The sequence below is a fragment of the Actinoplanes sp. NPDC051494 genome (genome assembly GCF_044454705.1).
Classification (GTDB): Bacteria; Actinomycetota; Actinomycetes; order Mycobacteriales; family Micromonosporaceae; genus Actinoplanes.
In genome coordinates this window covers 96,124-112,967 of sequence record NZ_JBITDZ010000002.1, presented here as the reverse complement: position 1 = coordinate 112,967, position 16,844 = coordinate 96,124, and the positions used below count along the sequence as shown (strand labels likewise).

Annotated in this window: 16 protein-coding genes; 9 read left to right on the top strand and 7 right to left on the bottom strand. The window is 71.5% G+C overall.

All coding sequences use genetic code 11. The features are described from left to right. The first annotated feature begins 162 nt into the window (after nucleotides 1–162). The 3 genes from ACIA6A_RS07390 (at nucleotide 163) to ACIA6A_RS07380 (ending at nucleotide 2,662) form a co-directional block, all read left to right on the top strand. A complete protein-coding gene (locus tag ACIA6A_RS07390) occupies nucleotides 163–330 on the top strand; it encodes a thiocillin/thiostrepton family thiazolyl peptide (RefSeq protein ID WP_396096596.1) in 168 nt (55 codons plus the stop codon). Nucleotides 331–408: 78 nt separating this feature from the next. Beyond that, entirely contained in the window at nucleotides 409–1,647 is a 1,239-nt protein-coding gene (locus ACIA6A_RS07385; protein WP_396096595.1) for a coproporphyrinogen-III oxidase family protein, read from the top strand. 4 nt (nucleotides 1,648–1,651) lie between these two features. Next, nucleotides 1,652–2,662 carry a hypothetical protein gene (locus ACIA6A_RS07380; protein WP_396096594.1) on the top strand — a complete coding sequence of 337 codons (1,011 nt, stop codon included), beginning with the start codon at nucleotides 1,652–1,654 and terminating at the stop codon, nucleotides 2,660–2,662. Here ACIA6A_RS07380 and ACIA6A_RS07375 read toward each other — a convergent pair whose 3' ends face one another. Continuing rightward, nucleotides 2,663–3,124, bottom strand: a complete 462-nt coding sequence (locus ACIA6A_RS07375) for a hypothetical protein (protein WP_396096593.1) — start codon at nucleotides 3,122–3,124, stop codon at nucleotides 2,663–2,665. A gap of 112 nt (nucleotides 3,125–3,236) precedes the next feature. On the opposite strand from ACIA6A_RS07375, the gene ACIA6A_RS07370 reads away from it, so the two are divergent. Next, nucleotides 3,237–4,439, top strand: coding sequence for a cytochrome P450 (locus ACIA6A_RS07370; RefSeq protein WP_396096592.1), 1,203 nt, complete (start codon nucleotides 3,237–3,239; stop codon nucleotides 4,437–4,439). Nucleotides 4,440–4,484: 45 nt separating this feature from the next. On the opposite strand, the gene ACIA6A_RS07365 is transcribed toward ACIA6A_RS07370, so the two are convergent. Further along, nucleotides 4,485–5,372, bottom strand: a complete 888-nt coding sequence (locus ACIA6A_RS07365; protein WP_396096591.1) for a BTAD domain-containing putative transcriptional regulator — start codon at nucleotides 5,370–5,372, stop codon at nucleotides 4,485–4,487. 437 nt (nucleotides 5,373–5,809) lie between these two features. Between ACIA6A_RS07365 and ACIA6A_RS07360 the strand changes: the two genes are divergently transcribed. From ACIA6A_RS07360 to ACIA6A_RS07340, 5 genes are all read left to right on the top strand, one after another. Further along, the gene (locus ACIA6A_RS07360) at nucleotides 5,810–6,148 is read left to right on the top strand and encodes a hypothetical protein (protein ID WP_396096590.1); all 339 of its coding nucleotides are present in this window, start codon (nucleotides 5,810–5,812) and stop codon (nucleotides 6,146–6,148) included. A 72-nt stretch (nucleotides 6,149–6,220) separates the two neighbouring features. Further along, nucleotides 6,221–7,606, top strand: coding sequence for a family 43 glycosylhydrolase (locus ACIA6A_RS07355; protein WP_396096588.1), 1,386 nt, complete (start codon nucleotides 6,221–6,223; stop codon nucleotides 7,604–7,606). Nucleotides 7,607–7,995: 389 nt separating this feature from the next. Continuing rightward, nucleotides 7,996–8,646, top strand: coding sequence for a dienelactone hydrolase family protein (locus tag ACIA6A_RS07350; RefSeq protein WP_396096587.1), 651 nt, complete (start codon nucleotides 7,996–7,998; stop codon nucleotides 8,644–8,646). 9 nt (nucleotides 8,647–8,655) lie between these two features. Continuing rightward, the gene (locus ACIA6A_RS07345; protein WP_396096586.1) at nucleotides 8,656–9,438 is read left to right on the top strand and encodes a DUF1963 domain-containing protein; all 783 of its coding nucleotides are present in this window, start codon (nucleotides 8,656–8,658) and stop codon (nucleotides 9,436–9,438) included. A gap of 3 nt (nucleotides 9,439–9,441) precedes the next feature. Then, on the top strand, nucleotides 9,442–10,203 hold the full coding sequence (locus ACIA6A_RS07340; RefSeq protein WP_396096585.1) for an alpha/beta fold hydrolase: 762 nt from the start codon (nucleotides 9,442–9,444) through the stop codon (nucleotides 10,201–10,203). Here the strand turns inward: ACIA6A_RS07340 and ACIA6A_RS07335 are convergent. The 5 genes from ACIA6A_RS07335 to ACIA6A_RS07315 form a co-directional block, all read right to left on the bottom strand. Further along, on the bottom strand, nucleotides 10,172–12,238 hold the full coding sequence (locus ACIA6A_RS07335) for an iron ABC transporter permease (RefSeq protein WP_396096584.1): 2,067 nt from the start codon (nucleotides 12,236–12,238) through the stop codon (nucleotides 10,172–10,174). The genes ACIA6A_RS07340 and ACIA6A_RS07335 overlap by 32 nt on opposite strands. Beyond that, entirely contained in the window at nucleotides 12,238–13,284 is a 1,047-nt protein-coding gene (locus ACIA6A_RS07330; protein WP_396096583.1) for an iron-siderophore ABC transporter substrate-binding protein, read from the bottom strand. Before ACIA6A_RS07330 ends, ACIA6A_RS07335 begins: the two co-directional genes overlap by 1 nt. Further along, nucleotides 13,281–14,165 (bottom strand): ABC transporter ATP-binding protein, encoded by an 885-nt coding sequence (locus tag ACIA6A_RS07325; protein WP_396096582.1) that lies wholly within the window; start codon nucleotides 14,163–14,165, stop codon nucleotides 13,281–13,283. Before ACIA6A_RS07325 ends, ACIA6A_RS07330 begins: the two co-directional genes overlap by 4 nt. A 101-nt stretch (nucleotides 14,166–14,266) precedes the next feature. Continuing rightward, a complete protein-coding gene (locus ACIA6A_RS07320; RefSeq protein ID WP_396096581.1) occupies nucleotides 14,267–15,103 on the bottom strand; it encodes a helix-turn-helix domain-containing protein in 837 nt (278 codons plus the stop codon). Between the two features lie 31 nt (nucleotides 15,104–15,134). Continuing rightward, on the bottom strand, nucleotides 15,135–16,493 hold the full coding sequence (locus ACIA6A_RS07315; RefSeq protein WP_396096580.1) for a serine/threonine-protein kinase: 1,359 nt from the start codon (nucleotides 16,491–16,493) through the stop codon (nucleotides 15,135–15,137). Nucleotides 16,494–16,844: the final 351 nt, after the last annotated feature.

The window sequence follows — 16,844 nt, the reverse complement described above, 5'->3', positions numbered from 1 at the left end:
TTGTGAGCCAGCATTGACGCGATCCTGTAGCGAGAATATAGCGCCTTTCTATTTCTCCAGAAAATGCGCGCAATTCCTTGACACCACTTCGCAGCAATCCCTAACTTCAGCGGTGGGGCCGACACCCCGGACCATTTCGACCCATACAGAAGAGGTGGCACCATGGAAAAGATCACCAAGGTCGAGCACGACCTGTCGTCGCTGGACATCGACGACCTGGAGATCTCGGAGTTCCTCGACGAGAGCCGTCTCGAGGACAGCGAGGTCGTCGCGAAGGTCATGTCGGCGTCCTGCACCACGTGCGAGTGCAGCTGCTCCTGCTCGTCCTGACGGACTGCTCACCGGGCACCCGCGGCCTCGTCGCGGGTGCCCCGGTCATCGGATAGCTCTTGACGGTAAGGACGGCCCATGAATCTCGCACCCACCGCCGGCATCCGGCCCCAGCTCCCCAGCAGCACCGCCGACCAGCGGGTGCTGATGCTGTACGTGCACGTGCCGTTCTGCCACTCGCGCTGCACCTTCTGCGACTGGGTGCAGGCGGTCCCCAACAAGGACCTGCTGCGCAAACCCGGCGACTCGGTGCGCCAGAACTACATCGCCGCGCTGTGCCGCGAGATCGAGGCGCGCGGGGCCCAGCTGACCGGGCCCGGCACCATGCCCTACGTCGTCTACTGGGGCGGCGGCACGGCCAGCAGCCTGGACGAGGACGAGGCGACCCGGGTGATGACGGCCCTGCGCGACGCGTTCGACCTCGGCACGGTCGCCGAGGCCACCATCGAGTGCAGTCCCGACACCGTGGACGAACGCAAGCTCGAGTTCTTCCGCGGCCTCGGCTTCAACCGGGTCTCCAGCGGCGTGCAGTCCTTCGACGACGACCGCCTCAAGCGCCTCGGCCGGCGCCACAACGCCGCGCAGGCGATCCGGATCGCCCACGCGGCCCGCGCCGCCGGGTTCGACGACGTGTCCATCGACATCATGTCCGGTTTCCCGGACCAGAGCTCCGACGAGTTGCGCCGCACCATCGACCAGGCGCTCGAACTGCCGATCAACCACCTGTCGCTGTACTCGTTCCGGCCCACCCCCGGCACGTTCATGCGCCGCAAGATGGACCGCGACGAGAAGAGCGCGTACGTCCGCGACCAGAAGCACCTGTTCACCGAGGCCCGCCGGCAGATCACCGCGGGCGGGCTCAGCGAGTACGCGTCCGGGTACTTCGGCAAGGTCTCCCCGTTCGCGGCGATGTACTTCCAGCTGCGCGCCGACACCGTCGGGCTGGGCTCCGGGGCGATCTCCCTGGTGAACCAGGAGTTCCTGTCGCACCGCAAGGGCCAGCTGCACGGCTACGTGCAGGACCCGACCGGTTTCGACATCGCCGTGCCGGCCGGCTCGGACCGGGTGCTGATCTCCTTCCTGCAGGCGGGCCTGGCGATGTTCGACGGCATTCTGCGCGACGAGTGGCTGGTGGCGACCGGCACCGAGCTCGACGAGGTGCTGACCCGTCCCGCGATCGCCCCGCTGGTCGACTTCCTGCGTGGACGCGGGCTGATCAGCGACGAGCGGGGCATCCGGCTGCCGGTGCGCAACGTCGGCGTGACCCTCATCGAGCTGGCGTTCGAGATGGCGATGTCGCAGCCGGAGCTGGGATGACCGGATGACCTGGTGGGAGCTGGAGATCGCGGTGCCGGCCGAGCGGTGGTGCGCCACCGTGGCCACCCTCGCGGGCCGGTTGCCGCACCCCGGGACCGGGGCTCTGCTGGTACGTGACGTCACCGCCCGCGGCGAGCCGGCGCTGTACGTCCAGGCCCGGACGCACGACGGTGCGGAGTTGACGCGGTGGTACAGCGCGGCCGTCTCCCCCACCCCACCGGGCGGTCCAGCGGCGACGGCCGGCGTCGCGGTCGTGCGGCCCGCCCGGCTGGTGCCGCTGGCCGGGCCGGTCTTCGGCGGGCCCGCCCTGCCCTCGCTCACCCGGGGCCTGCTGCACCGCGCCGCCCCGGCGGTGGCGCAGCTGGCCGGCCTCGGTGCCGGCCGGCGCTCCACCCTGCTGCACGCGGCGCTGGCCGTGCTGACGGCCCATCTGGCCACGCAGGGCCCGTCGGCCGCGCCGGGTGCGGCGGCGGTGCGGCTGCACGGGGTGCCGCTCGGTTTCCTCAGTCTCCGGTCCCATGCCGAGGCGTACTTCGCCACCTGCCGGGATCCGGGCGCCGCCCGCGCGGACATGGACGCCAGATACCACGCCGCGAAGGCGGGCATCGACGCGACCGTCGCCCGGGTGCTCGACCAGGCCCGGGCCGGCACACTGCCCGACGGACCCGCCCGCCACTGGCACACCGCGGTCACCGTGACGCGCCCGGACTTCCTCGACGCGTTCCGCGGTGGGGAGGTGACGGTGGCGGCACCGCCGGACCCGCGCACGCACGCCGACGATCTGGCGGCCAGCGGATTCCACCGTAAGGCCGGGGCGTCCGGGGCGCTGCAGGACTATCTGCGCGGCGATCCGGCGTTCCTGGCGGTACGCCTGACCACCAGCCTGTTGTACCTGGTGCTGCACACCGCCGGGATGTCGCTGGCGGAGCGGTATTTCGCCTGCCACCTGGTGAGCCGGGCCTGCGAGGCGCTCAGCGGCACGGACGCCATGACCGTCCTGGACACCCTGGCCTGATCATCGGCTGGGACCGGCCGGGCGGAAACTGTCGAAGGAAATGACCGGCGCGCCCTGCGGAATGTATTCCTGCGGTCGGGCGTGCACCGGTGCATCCGGGCCTTGAAATGCCAGTCCCAGCCCGGGAATCAAAGCACCGACCGTGCTGACGCCCTCGACCGTGGCCTCGACGCCGAAATACTGCCGGCTGGTCGGCATGTACCCGATCAGGCGACCCACCTGGGAGGCGGCGGGCGGGCGCCCGTACAACGCCTGCGCGTTGTCCCACAGATACACCGCGCCCCACGTCTCGCCCTCCGGGCCCGTCGACGAGATCCACGTCTTCTGCCGCAGCCCCGGGACCTGCGCATACGCGTCGACGGCGCTGTCGCGCAGGTAGGCCCGCAGCGATGCCACCGTCTGGCCCGAACGGGACAGGTCCCACAGGATGATCGAGCAGTACAGCGCGTCGTCGTTCGCCATTTCGCCATGCTATCCCGGTTCCGGGAATTCATTCTTCAGCATCACTGCAGGACCACTACAGCGCCATTACATCGGCTTGCGACGATGCCGCGCCCGGCCTTACTTTTCCGATATGAGCACCGAAAACGCCGCACCGGCGTACCCGTTCGCCGCCGTCTGCCCTTTCCAGCAGGCACCCGAGCTGGCCCGGCTGCGCCGTGACGCCCCGGTGGCGCGGGTCCGGCTGCCCGGCGGGGCGACCGGCTTCCTGGTCAGCGGCCACGAGCAGGTACGCGCGGTGCTCGGCGACGACCGCTTCAGCCGCCGGCCCGTACGCGAGCGGGCCGCCGATCCCGGCGCCGCTTTCGACTTCGGACTGTTCATCGCGGACCCGCGCGACCACGCCCGCTGGCGGCGGGTCACGCAGCAGGTGTTCACCGCGCGGCAGGCCGAGGCGCTGCGCCCGGCGGTCGGCCGGATCGCCGGTGAGCTGCTCGACGGTTGCCCGGTCGCGCCCGCGCCGGTCGACCTCATCGGCCGCTACTGTTTCCAGCTGCCGTTGCGGGTGCTGTTCCTGCTGTTCGATGTGCCCGCCGACCTGCGCCCGGCGTTCGAGGCGTGGGCCCGCGCGCTGCGTGGCAGTGGAGCGTCGATGACCGCCTTCGCCACGGCGATGTCCGGTCTGCACACCGCGGCGCTGACACTCGTCGAGCGTCGCCGGGCCCGGCCCGGCGACGACGCGGTGTCCCGGCTGATCACCGCCGCGGGGACCGGATTCCGCGACCGTGACCTCGCGTCGACGGTTCTGCTGACCACCGTCGCCGGGTTCGAGACCGTGGCTACCCAGCTCGGCAACGGGCTGCTCGCCCTGTTCCAGCACCCGGCCGAGCTGGCCCGGCTGCGCCGTGGTGAGATCGGCATCGCGGCCACCGTCGAGGAGATCCTGCGCTACGCCCAGGCGGGCACCGGCTTCGCGGGCATGCTGCACGCCACCACCGACGTGGTGCTCGACGGCGTGCCGATCCCGGCCGGTTCACCGGTGTTCGCCTCGACGGAGGCCGCCGGGCGTGACGAGCGGCGGGTGCCCGGCCCGGAGCGGTTCGACCCCGGGCGGGGCGCGGCGGGCGAGCACCTCGCGTTCGGGGCGGGCGCGCATTACTGCCTCGGTGCACCCCTCGCGCGCGTGGAGCTGCAGGAGGGGCTGGGCCGGCTGCTGCATCGCTTCCCGCGGCTGGCCCTGGTGCCCGCGGTTGCCGACGTCGCGATCACCGGCAACCGCTTCAGCCGCCTGCCGGCCGCGCTGCCGGTGACGCTGCGCGGCCCGGCCGCCCTCTGACGCCGGGCAGCGGCACCCCGCGACCCGGTGTCAGGCTGCCCGGATTCAGGCCTGGGGTGCCACGGACCACGGCATCGCGGCTGCCTCCACCGGGATGCGGGCCTGTGGCGCGGTCCGGCGCGCCGGACCGTGGGTGGCCTGCCAGGTCTCGGTCAGATCGGTCGTCGCCTGGTCGGCGTTGAGCATGGACCGGTGCAGCCGGCCCAGCGCCGGTGCCGGTTCCAGGCCCTGCTCCGCGACGAGTGCGGCACGCAGCCGCTGATAGGCGTCCAACGCCTCGCACCGGCGTCCCGAGCGGTACAGCGCCAGCATCAGATGCGCCACCAGGCCCTCGTGCGTGGGGTGCTGCGCGGTCACCGTGGACAGTTCGCCGAGCAGCTCGTGATGCCGGCCGAGCCGCAGGTCGGCCTCGATGCGGCAGTCGAGCACGTTGAGCCGGATCTCGGTGAGCCGCTGGGCGTACACCCGCAGCTTGCGGCCGGCCTGCACGTCCATGAAGGCCGGTCCGCGCCACCAGCTCAGCGCCTCCGCGAAGGCGCGCGCGGCCCCCTGGTGGTCCTGGCGTTCCCGGGCGCGGTGCCCGACGTTGGCCAACCGCTCGAGGTGCCCGGCGTCCACCGAGCTGGGCGGCACCCGCAGCAGATAGCCGACGGGCGTGGTGACCAGCACCTGCTTGGCGTCCGGCACGGCGCCGACCGCCTCGGCGGCGGCATGGATGAGCTTCCGCAGGCCCAGGATGTAGGTCTGGGTGGTGGTCCGGGCGTTACGCGGTGGCGCGTCGGGCCACAGTTCGGCGATCAACGTCTCCACCGGAACCACGTCGTTGGCGTACGCGGCGAGCAACCCCAGCACCGTGCGGGGCTTGGCGGCCGTCGGAGCGACCGGCCGCCCGTGATGCGTAGCGGCGAGTGGCCCGAGAATTGCGATGCGCAAACGTACCTCCCCGTTACAGTGCCCCGTTGCCGGAAGGCGGAGTCACCGGAAACCCCGGCACCGGCCGAACGCTCTGGAAATTGTAACCGACGCATAACATTCCGTTGCCGACCACCGACCCCACAGTCGTCCGCCCCCGAGCTCCCGGCCCGGCACATCGCGTGTTTGCGCAGTTCACAGCGGCGAGTGGAGACTCGCAGGGATCTCAATAGACAGCCCGACATGATCATTGGAATTGATCATCAGGGCTCATCCCACTGTGGCAGGTCCGCCCGTGTCCGACACCACCGGAATTGGGCTCGCTACCCCGATAGGCGGCATATAAATGCACACGGCGTACCACCTGAGTTACGGACCTTCACGCGAGTTATTGACCTGCACCTTCTGGTGTTATAGCCTGTAACTAATGCAAGATGGTTTAACATCAAGGAGATGTCATGTCGATCGTCAAGAGCCGGGCCGTCATCATCTCCGCCTGGTCGGTGCCCGTGCTCGTCATCGGTCAGTTCGCGATGCTGGCCATCGTCCCGGTCACCGTCGTGCTGGTCGCCGTCCTGCGCAACCCCGGACTCCGGGCCCTGCGCGGGTGGGCGTTCGCTCTCGCCGGGTCCTACCTCACCGGACTACTCCTCTGGGCCGCCGGACCGGACCGCGCCCCGAGCCTGTCCAAGGACCTGCACCCCGTCGTCGCCGCCGTCATCGTCACCGCGGGTGCCGCCACCGCGATCGCCTACCACGTCCTGCGCCGCCGCTCCCCCGGCAAGGTCACCGCCTGACAGTCACCGCTTGACAGGAAACCAGACGGAAACATCATGAGGTGACATCCCACCGACCTCAGTGGAGCATCCATGATCCAGTCCCGTGCCCGGCACGGTTCCGTCCTGCGCGTGACGACCGCCGTCACCGCCATGCTCGCGCTGGCCGGCGGCCTGCTCACCGCGACGGCCACCCCGTCGGCGGCCGTCGCGTCCGGCCCGGTCATCGACCAGAACTTCGCCGATCCGGACGTCATGAAGGTCGGCCGCACGTACTACGCCTACGCCACCAACAGCGACGGCCGCAATATCAAGTGGGCCACCTCCACCGACCTGGTCACCTGGCGGGTGCAGGCCACCGACGCGCTGCCCACCCTGGGCGCGTGGGCCGACCCGGACTGGTCGTTCCCGTCCGGCGGGTCCGGCGACCACGGCGTCTGGGCACCCGAGGTGTTCGCGACCGGGCCGCGCAGCTTCGTCATGTGGTACACCGCGCACGACCGCGCCTCCGGCAAGCAGTGCATCGGAGCGGCCACCGCCACCGCACCCGGCGGCCCGTTCGTGCCCCGCGACACCAGCCTGATCTGTACGCCGGAGACCGGCGGGGTGATCGACGCCTCCTCGTTCACCGAGAACGGGCGCCGTTACCTTCTGTGGAAGAACGACGGCAACTGCTGCGCCCAGGACACCTGGCTGCACCTTCAGCAGGTCAGCGCCGACGGGCTGCGCCGCACCGGCACCACGACCGAGCTGATCAAGCAGAACAAGCCGTACGAGGGCACGCTCGTCGAGGCGCCGACACTGTGGAAGCACGGCGGCACGTACGTGCTGTTCTACTCCGCCAACTTCTTCGGCAACGGCAGCTACCTCAGCGGATACGCCACGGCGACGAGCCTGCGCGGTCCGTACACCAAGGCCACGGCACCGCTGATGACCACCGACGCGTTCGCCGGCTCGGTGCGCGGCCCCGGCGGCCAGGACATCGTGACCGGGCCGGACGGCAGGGACCGGATCATCTTCCACGGCTGGAACCCGGACTACACCTACCGCGCGGTGTACTCCCAGCGTCTCGACTGGCAGGGCAGCCGGCCCATCGTGGAGGGTGCCAAGATCCGCTACGAGGCCGAGGACGCCTCCTTCACCCGGGCCAACGCCCGCTACGCGACCGGCGGCGCCAGCAACGGCACCGTGGTCGGCGGCATCGACTTCGAGGACAGCCGGGTCACCTTCACGGTGTACGTCCCCCGGGCCGGCACCTACCGTCTGTCCACCCGATACGCCAACGGATCCGACGCGGGCGCGGCCGGCCACGCCCTGTGGGTCAACAACACCGCCGCCGGCACCGTGGACTACCCGTACACCGGCTGGGACAACTGGCAGTTCAGCGAACGCACCGTGACCCTCAAAGCAGGCGACAACACGATCGCGTACGGCAAGGGCGCCAACTTCGCCGAGATCGACGCCATCGACGTCGCCTGAACCTGGGCTCGAGCAGCGGCGCGGCCAGATCCGGACGGTCGCGCCGCAGCGAGGACTCCCGCCGCCGGATCGCCCGCCGTTCCCCCGGAGGGGCCGTCGGTGGTCGAGGGCACCATGCCGGTCTTCGCCGAGCAGCTCAAGGCGGAACTCGACTTCCCACTGTCCTAGGCCAACAGCCACGGCCCGTTCGGCGCATGGAAGCGGCGGGCCCGGGCCCAGGTGCGGGAACTGTTGTGGCAACCCGAGGACCGGACACCGTACGACGTGGAGCTCGTCGACTAGCAGCCGCGTGACGGCTATCGGCAACGGCGGATCCGTTTCAATGTCACCCGTACCAGCCGGGTCCGGGCCCCGCTGCTGGTGCCGGACGGTATTTCGGGGGTCGTTTCGTGGGCAACGAGCTTGCCGCCCGGGGGTACGTCGTGCTCGCCGTGGACGCTCTCGGCTGGGGTGACCGCGGTGGCCTGGACTACGCGGGGCAGCAGGCGCTGGCGAGCAACATGTTCCATCTGGGCTCGTCGCTGGCCGGGCTGCTGGCGTTCGAGGACACGCGAGCCGCCGGTCTGCTCGCGGCGCTGCCGGTGGTGGACCGGCACCGGATCGCGGCGGTCGGCTTCTCGATGGGTTCCTACCGTGCCTGGCAGGTCGCCGCGCTGTCGGACCACATCGCCGCGACCGTCGCCGTCTGCTGGATGACCGGCCTGAAGGAGATGATGGTCGCGGGCAACAACACGCTGCGGGGCGGGTCGGCGTTCCACATGGTGCATCCCGGTCTCAGCCGGTTCCTGGACATCCCCGACGTGGCCTCGATCGCCGCGCCACGGCCGATGCTGGTCTTCAACGGCGCGCTCGACACGTTGTTCACCGGGGCCGGGGTCGACGTCGCGTACGCGAAGATGCGGGCGGTGTGGGCGTCGCAGCGGGCCGGTGACCGCCTCGTCACCAAGCTCCGGCCGGGGCTGGGCCACGTCTTCGATCCGGCGATGCAGGACGAGGCTTTCGCCTGGCTGGATCGCCGGCTGCTCCCGGGGCGGTGGTAGCTTCCTGGCGTGACAGAGACCGGGTTCGTCCTTGCCGGCTTCAAGGAGCGCTTCCGCGAGGTGGCGGCCGGGCGGCAGATCCCCGGGGCCATGGCCGAGACGTTCCTGGCCACCCTGCGTCCCCGGGTCGCGTTGCACGAGCGGGCCAACGACGGTGGGGTCGTCTTCCGCTACGGCGGCCTGCCCCGCCTGCCGGCGGACGTCGGCTGGCCCGCCGAGCTCACCTTCCTCGGCGCGCTGGACTGTGCGGCGATCCCCCGCGATCAGCTGGACCTGCCCTATCCGGAGTCCGGCGAGCTGCTGTTCTTCTGGGACGGCTCGGAGGCCATCTTCTCCGAGCAGTGCCGGGTGATCCACGTCCCGGACCCGTCGATCGCGTCGGAGCACCAGCCGCCGGCGGAACACATCGACGTCCACGAGCGGGCCGACTACTACGCCACGCCGGAGGTCGAGGCACCGGGCAACAGCGGTTACTACGCCTACGACGCGCTCTGCGACATCGCCATGGCCGTGGGGGACGAGCTGGCGACGGTGCACAGTGTTTTCGCCCTGGGTGGCTACCCCAACGGTGAGGACGCGCCCGAGTGGTGGATGGCCCAGGAACCCGGGCGGGCCGGGACCGACGAGGAGCGGGAACAGCTCTTCGACCGGCTCCGCGACCAGTGCCGGGTGCTGCTGTCCACCGGCAGCGACCCCGCCGAGGACTCCCGGCTGCGTTACCTGGCCCTCACCCCGGACCTCGCCGCCGGCCGGTTCGAGACCGTCACGATGACCGCCCACGTGAACGACTGAGCCATGACGTACCTGCGGATCAACGGTGTCGACCTGTACTCGGAAGTGGCCGGGGCGGGTGAGCCCGTCCTGCTGTTGCACGGCGGTTTCTGTTCCCTGGAGTCGTTGCGGGCCCCCTCCGACGCGCTGGTGCCGGATCATCGGGTGTTCGCGTTCGAGCGTCCCGGGCACGGCCGTTCGGCCGACATCGACGAGGAGTACGGGTACGCGCGCGGGCTCGCCGACACCCTGGCGTACATGGACGCGGCCGGGATCGGGCCGGCGCACGTCGTGGGTTACAGCGACGGGGCGATCATCGGTCTGCTGCTCGCCCTCGAGCACCCGGAGCGGGTGCGCTCACTGACCGCCATCAGCGCGAACCTGGATCCGTCGGTGTTCACGCAGGAGGCCGGTGACGGCCCGGTGCTGGACGCGATCGAGCGGGCGGAGGGCCCGGACGTCGAGCGGATGCACTACGAGCGGCTGTCGCCGGACGGGCCGGGGCACGCGGACGTCGTCCTGGCCAAGTTGTTCCGGCTGTGGACCAGTGAACCGCACATCGATCCGGCACAGCTGTCCCGGATCGGGGCGCCGGTGCTGATCATGTCGGGTGACCGCGACACGATCCGGCCGGGCCACAGCCTGCGCATTGCCGCGTCCATCCCCGGCGCGCGGTTGTGCGTCGTGCCGGGGACCTCGCATCACCTCGTGGCCGAGCGCCCCGCGCTGATCAGTGCGCTCATCAGGGATTTCATCACTGGCGTGAGCGGCGCAGGAGCCAGATGAAGTAGGGGGCCCCGATCAGCGCCATCATGAGCCCGGCGGGGATCTGCGCGGGGGCGATGACGGTGCGCCCGAGGGTGTCGGCGGCGCCGACGAGCAGGCCGCCGATCAGCATGGCGACCGGGATGATCCGGGCGTGCCGGACGCCGATGAGGCTGCGGGCGATGTGCGGGGCGACGAGTCCGACGAAGCCGACGACACCGACCGCGACCACGCTGACCGCCGCGACGACCGCCGCGATGGTGAGCAGCGACAGGCGCGCGCCGTCACGGCGTACCCCGAAGATCCTGGGGGTGTCCTCGTCGATTGCCGGCAGGTCGAGCTGGCGGCGCAGGCCCAGGACCACCGGAGTGGCGACCACCAGCACGAGTGCGACCGGCAGGACGTCGGCGAAGGTGCGCCCGTACGTGGTGCCGGAGAGCCAGGTGAGGATGCGCGGGGTGTCCCACGGGTCGGCGCGCAGCAGCAGGAACGTGCTGATGTCGCTGAGGGCGTAGCCGCACCCGATGCCGATGAGCAGGAACCGGTCCGGCAGCAGTCCCCCGCGCCAGGCCAGCACGGCGATGAGGGCGAACGTGCCCAGGCCCAGGGCGACGGCGGTGACGACGAGCGTGGTGCGCCCGCCGGCCAGGCCGGAGGTCACCACGATCACCGCGCCGAGGCCGGCGCCGGCGGTGATGCCGAGTACGCCCGGTTCGGCCAGCGGGTTGCGCACGGTGCCCTGCACGACGGTGCCGGCCAGCGCGAGGGCCGCGCCGGCGGCGACGGCCGCGGCGACCCGCGGGGCCCGGTCGTCGAGGGCGCGGGCGATCAGGTCGGGTGCGGTGCCCTGCAGCCAGAGCAGGATGTCGCCGGTGCGCAGCCACAGGCTGCCGGCGAGCAGGCCGGTCAGGGCGGTCGCGGCGAGCAGGACGGCGGCGACGGCCACGACGGTGAGGAACCGGCGGCGGGAACGGATGGCGACGTGCGTGCGGGGTGCGTCGCGGGCCGCCCCGGCGTCGCGGAGCCGCAGCGCGAGGATGACGATGACCACGGCGCCGAGCAGCGAGGTCGGGACGCCGGTGGGGATGGACGCGGCGGCCTGCGGGCCGAGGGCCGCCCGCAGGACGCTGTCGGCGAGGAGCACCAGCAGGGCCCCGGCGAGGCCGCAGGCGGGGATGAGGAAGACGTGCCGGCTGAGCGCACCGACGCGGTGGGCGACGAGGCGTACGGCGACCGGTGCGGCGAGCCCGACGAAGGCGATCGGCCCGGCGAGGGTGACCGAGATGCTGGTCAGCAGCACCGCGCAGAGCACGGTGGCGATCCGGGTGGAGCGGATGGGTACGCCGAGGGAGGCGGCCGCGTCGTCGCCGAGGCCGAGCACGTCGAGTCGCCGGGACAGCAGCAGGGCGGCGGCGAGCACGACCACGATGACGGGGGCGGCGCGGGTGGCGGCGTCGAGGTTCAGCTGGGCGAGCGAGCCGCTGCCCCACGCGTACAGGCCGGTGGTGCTCTCCTTGAACAGGATGAGCAGCATGGCGGTGGCCGCGTCGAGGGCCATGGCGACGGCGGATCCGGCCAGGATGAGGCGGGTCGACGCGGTGCCCGAGGCGGTGCCGACGAGGCCGAGGACGAGTCCTGCGGCGATCAGGCCGCCGGCGAAGGCGACGGCGCCGGAGGCCCAGATGGGTACGGCGAGGCCGAACGCGGCGACGGCGCTCAGGGCGAAGTAGGAGCCGGCGGTGACGGCGAGGGTGTCCGGGGCGGCCAGCATGTTGCGGGTGATCGACTGGAGCAGGGCGCCGGCCGAGCCGAGGGCGACGCCGACCGCGATGCCGGCGAGCACGCGCGGCAGGCGGGAGCCGGTGAGCACGTCGGTGACGGGTACGCCGCCGACGTCCTCGCGGGCGCCGAGCAGGTAGCGCAGCAGGTCCCAGGATCCGATGCCGGAGGTGCCCTGGGTGATGTGCCACAGCCCGGCCGCGACGACCGCGAGGAGCAGGGCGGCCAGGACGGCCGCCCCGCTCACCCGGCGGCCGTCGTTGACGCTGGTGCTCACTACTTGGTCAGGATCTCGGTGTACGCGTCGATCGCCTGCTCGTTCGACAGGGGTCCACCGGCTCCCCAGACGCCGGCGGGGAAGGCGTACGCGCGGCCTTCCTTGACGGCCGGCAGGGCGGTCCAGATGCTGCTCTTGCGCAGTTCGGGGACGTAGCTCTCCGGGGTCTGGTCGTCGGAGTAGAACAGGGTGGCGCCGCCGACGGCGGTGAGGCCCTCGATGTCGGTCTGGGCGAGGCCGTACGACGGGTCGACGCCGCCGCTGCCGTAGGCCTTGTTGACGGCGTCGGTCCAGGCCGGGGTCAGGCCGAGCTGTTCGCCGAGCTCGGTGAACAGGGCGCCCTTGCCGTAGGGGCGGATGACGACGTTGCCGCCCTCGATCCAGCCGTCGAAGAACAGGAAGTCCTTGGCGGTCACGTTCGCGGCGGCGACCTTCGTCTTGGCCTGGGCGAGGTGCTCGTCGAATTGGCGCAGGACCGCGTCGGCGCGTTCGGTGCGGCCGGTGGCCGTACCGATCATCGAGAAGACCTTCTTCATGTTCGCGATCTGACCGGTGGCGTCGGCGCCGACGGTGGCGAGGACCGGGACGCCGCGCTTCTCGAGCTTGGTGATGATCTCGTCGTCGGCCTTGAACGCCTCGACGATGATCAGGTCGGGGTTCGTGGCGTAGAGCGCGTCGAGGTCGGGTTCGCCGCGTTCGCCGGTGTCGACGACGTCGGCGGGCAGCGTCTCGGCCTTGACGTAGGTACCGTAGCCCTTGGCGTCGGCGACCGCGACCGGGGTGAGGCACAGGGTGAGGACGTCCTCGGTCTGCTGCCATTCCAGGACGGCGACCCGCTGGGCGGGCTTGGTGAGTTCGACCTTGCGACCGAGGCCGTCGGTCATCGAGACCGGGCCGGTGGCGGTCGTGGTGGTGTCGTCGGCGCAGGTCTGCGACGCGGGGGCGGACGGGGCGCCGGCCTGGGGTTCCTCGACGTCCGTGGTGCCGCAGGCCGTGAGTGTCACGGCGAGGGCCGCGGTGGCCGCCATGCGGGTGAGACTGATCATGCGGATTTCTCTCCTGGGGTGGTGCGAGTGCGGGCGGGGTGCCGCCCGACGGGGTCGATGCGCAGGCGGCCGGTGCGCGGGTCGGTCTCGACCTCGACGCGCAGGTCGTACACCTCGCTGAGGTTCTCGGCGGTGAGCACGTCGTGGGGGTGACCCGCGGCGTGGACGCGGCCGGCGTCGAGCAGCAGGAGCGTGTCCGCGACCCGGGCGGCGTGGTCCAGGTCGTGCAGCACGATGCCGACGGCGACGCCGTGGTCGTCGGCGAGGTCGCGGACCAGGTCGAGGGTCTCGATCTGGTAGCGCAGGTCGAGGTGGTTGGTCGGTTCGTCGAGCAGGACGACGCCGGTCTGCTGGGCCAGGCAGGCGGCGAGCCAGACGCGTTGCATCTCGCCGCCGGAGAGTTCGCCGACCGGCCGGGCGGCCATGTCGTGCACACCGGTGACCCGCATCGCGTCGGTGATCGCGGTGCGGTCGGCGGCGGACGGCCCGGCGAAGCGGCGCCGGTGCGGGTGGCGGCCGAACGCGACGACCTCGGTCACGGTGAGGCCGTGCGGGGCCTGGCGGGACTGGGCGAACAGGGTGACCTCGCGGGCGAACTGGCGCACGTTGAGCAGCGACACCGGGCGTTGTGCGGCGCCGAGCGTGATGTCGCCGCCGTCGGCGCGGTGCAGCCGGGCCAGGGCGCGCAGGAGCGTGGACTTCCCGCTGCCGTTCGGGCCGATCAGTGCGGTGACCTGGCCGGACGTCAGGGTGACGGAGACGCCGTGCACGACGGTGGTCCGGCCGTAACGCAGATCGAGGTGTGTTCCGCGCAACACGGGTGCCGCTGACGGCCCGGTGGCCCCTCGCCGGCCGGCGAGGGGCTCAGAAGTCGTGGGCATGGGTCGGGCTCCGAATCACGGGGGCAGCAGGCCCTCGCTGAGTAAGGGTTGCCTTGCCTTACGGAGGCTAGGTGACCGGCCGCTTGACGGCAATCCCGGACTCAGGACAGGTGATACGGGATTCCGGACAGCCGGCCGGGTGTCACCTGCACCACGCGCCGGAACGCATCGATGAACGTGCTCGGCTGTGAATACCCGAGCCGCTCGGACACCTCGCGGACGTCGACACCCTCGGACAGCAGCGCCAGCGCCTCGTGCACCCGCAGCGCCTGACGCCACTGGGCGAACGACAGCCCGGTCGCCCCGCGGAACGCCCGGGTGATGGTCCGGTCGCTGAGACCCAGCTGCGCCGCCCAATCCTGCAGGCCACGGTCATCGGCGGGATCGGCGAGCAGGGCCTCGGCGATCGGGTCGATCCGGGGATCACCCGGCAGCTCCAGCGCGAACTGCCGCTCGGTGGGATCGAGCACGTCGAACACGACCGCCTCGGTCCGCGCCCTCGCGGCGGCGTCGAGATCCTTGCGCGCCAGGCGCAGCAGCAACGACTCCAGCAGCGGGGTCACCGCGATCGAGGTCGGCCCGGCGAACGCGACCGGGGTCCGTTCCGGGGCGAAGAACGCGTCGTGCAGCTCCGCGCCGGCGGTCAGCCGGCCCCCGTGCGTGACACCGGCGGGCAGCCACAGCCCCCAGCCGGGCGGCACGGTGAAGATCCGGTTCCCGACCCGGGAGGTGAGCGTCCCGCCGCGCACCCACACCAGCTCGTGCATCGGGTGCGCGTGCGGCGGCCACTCCGTCGCCACCCCGGTCACCTCGGACCCGGCGACGATCGTGAGCGACTCCGGGCCCTGCGCAGGCATCGGCACGGCCTGCCGGACGACCGTGCCCGGGTCCCGCCGCCACGTGCCCAGACTGAGGTCAACACGGGCCGGCGCATCCATGCCGACGAGCGTACGCGCAGGTCCGCACCCATCAGTCGACCGTGACGTGGAGATCACGCAGCACCACCGTGACCGCGGGACCGCCGCCGCCGACGGAGGCGCCGAGCGCCACCCGGCCGCTGGTGTGCCGCGCACCGGAGGCCTCGCCCCGGGACAGGTCGCCGGTCAGGATCGTCCTGCCGTCCACGGACACCTGCGCCATGCTCCTGACCACGTCCACGCCGATCCGGTGCGGCCCGGATTCGCACTGTAGGGAGAACGTCGTCTCGATGACCAGGCCGTCGTCGAAGGCGCAGCCCTTGCCCTCCGCGCCGAAGGGCGACCACAACCGTGCCGTGGTCAGCGGGTCGAAGAGCTCCTTCGCCGACTGCCGGACCGCGGTCGACGACGCTGCGGCGGCGACCGTCGTCCCGTCCTGCTTCTCGCCCCGCTTCTCGTCCCGCGCCAGTCGCGTTCCCACCCAGGCCCCGCCGACGGCGAGGAGCACCACGACGGCCGCCGCCGGGTACCACCGGCGCCGGCTCCGGCCGATCCCCCGGGCACCCTCGACCGCCCGGTGCACCTCGACCGGGACCGTCGCGTCGTCGTCGCGCCCGGCGGTCAGCTCGAGGAGCAGCTCCCACCCGGTCGGCCGCTGCCCCGGATCCTTGGCCAGCGCCCGCCCGACGATCCCCACCAGCCCGGCCGGCACCCCGGCCAGCAGCGGCGGCTGGGTCCGGATCCGGCCCGCGGTCGCCACCGGGCTGTCCCCGGCGAACGGATTGCGGCCGGTGGCGGCATAGGCCACCAGCGCACCCCACGCGAAGATGTCAGCGGCCGGCGACAACGCCAGATCCACCTCCGGAGACATGTACGCGAGCGTGCCGACCATCTCCTGGGTCTGCGTGTGATGGCTGGTCGCCTCGACGGCCTTGGCAATCCCGAAGTCGATGACCTTCGGCGCAACCAGCGCGAACAGCACGTTCGCCGGTTTCAGATCCCGGTGCACGATCCCGGCACTGTGGATCGCCACCAGCGCCGACGCGACACCGACCGCGACGCTGTGCAGGTTGCCGCCGCGCAACGGGCCCCGGTCCTGGATGACCTCGGGCAGGCTCGGCCCGTCGACGAACTCCACCACCAGGTACGGCGTCGCGTGCTCGGGATTGGCGTCCAGGACCTCCGCGGTGCAGAACGCGGGCACTTCGCGGGCCCGGTTGACCTCGCTGCGAAACCGCGCCCGGAAGTTCTCGGCCCGCGCGTACTCCGCCCTGATGACCTTCACGGCCACCAGCCGCTCCAGCGGATCCCGCCCCAGGAAGACGGAACCCACCCCGCCCTCACCGAGCCGGCCGATCAGCTCATAACGGCCCAGAACACGCGGATCCTCGGGACGCAGCGGTGAAGTCACGCGGGCACTGTAATACCCCGGATCCGCTATGGACGGAGCGGCGGCGGCCATCCTCCGCGACGGGCGCGGCTGTTACCAAGCGGCCCCGGACACAGAATGGCACGGAACATGACGACTTCTCGGAATCGCCGGATCATGCCGTCCACCTGGTCTTTCCATTTTCTGATCATGACCCGATAAGCACCGATGGGCGGCGCGGAAAATCATCTCCTCGCACAGTAGGATTTCCGACATATCTGGGTGGCGAACAGTCTTCGTAGACTTCACACTGATGTTTCCCACACAACGGAATGCGCATCTTGCTAACGGCACGGTCGAGCCGCCGCCGCGGCCCGCCTTTGCCCCGCGACC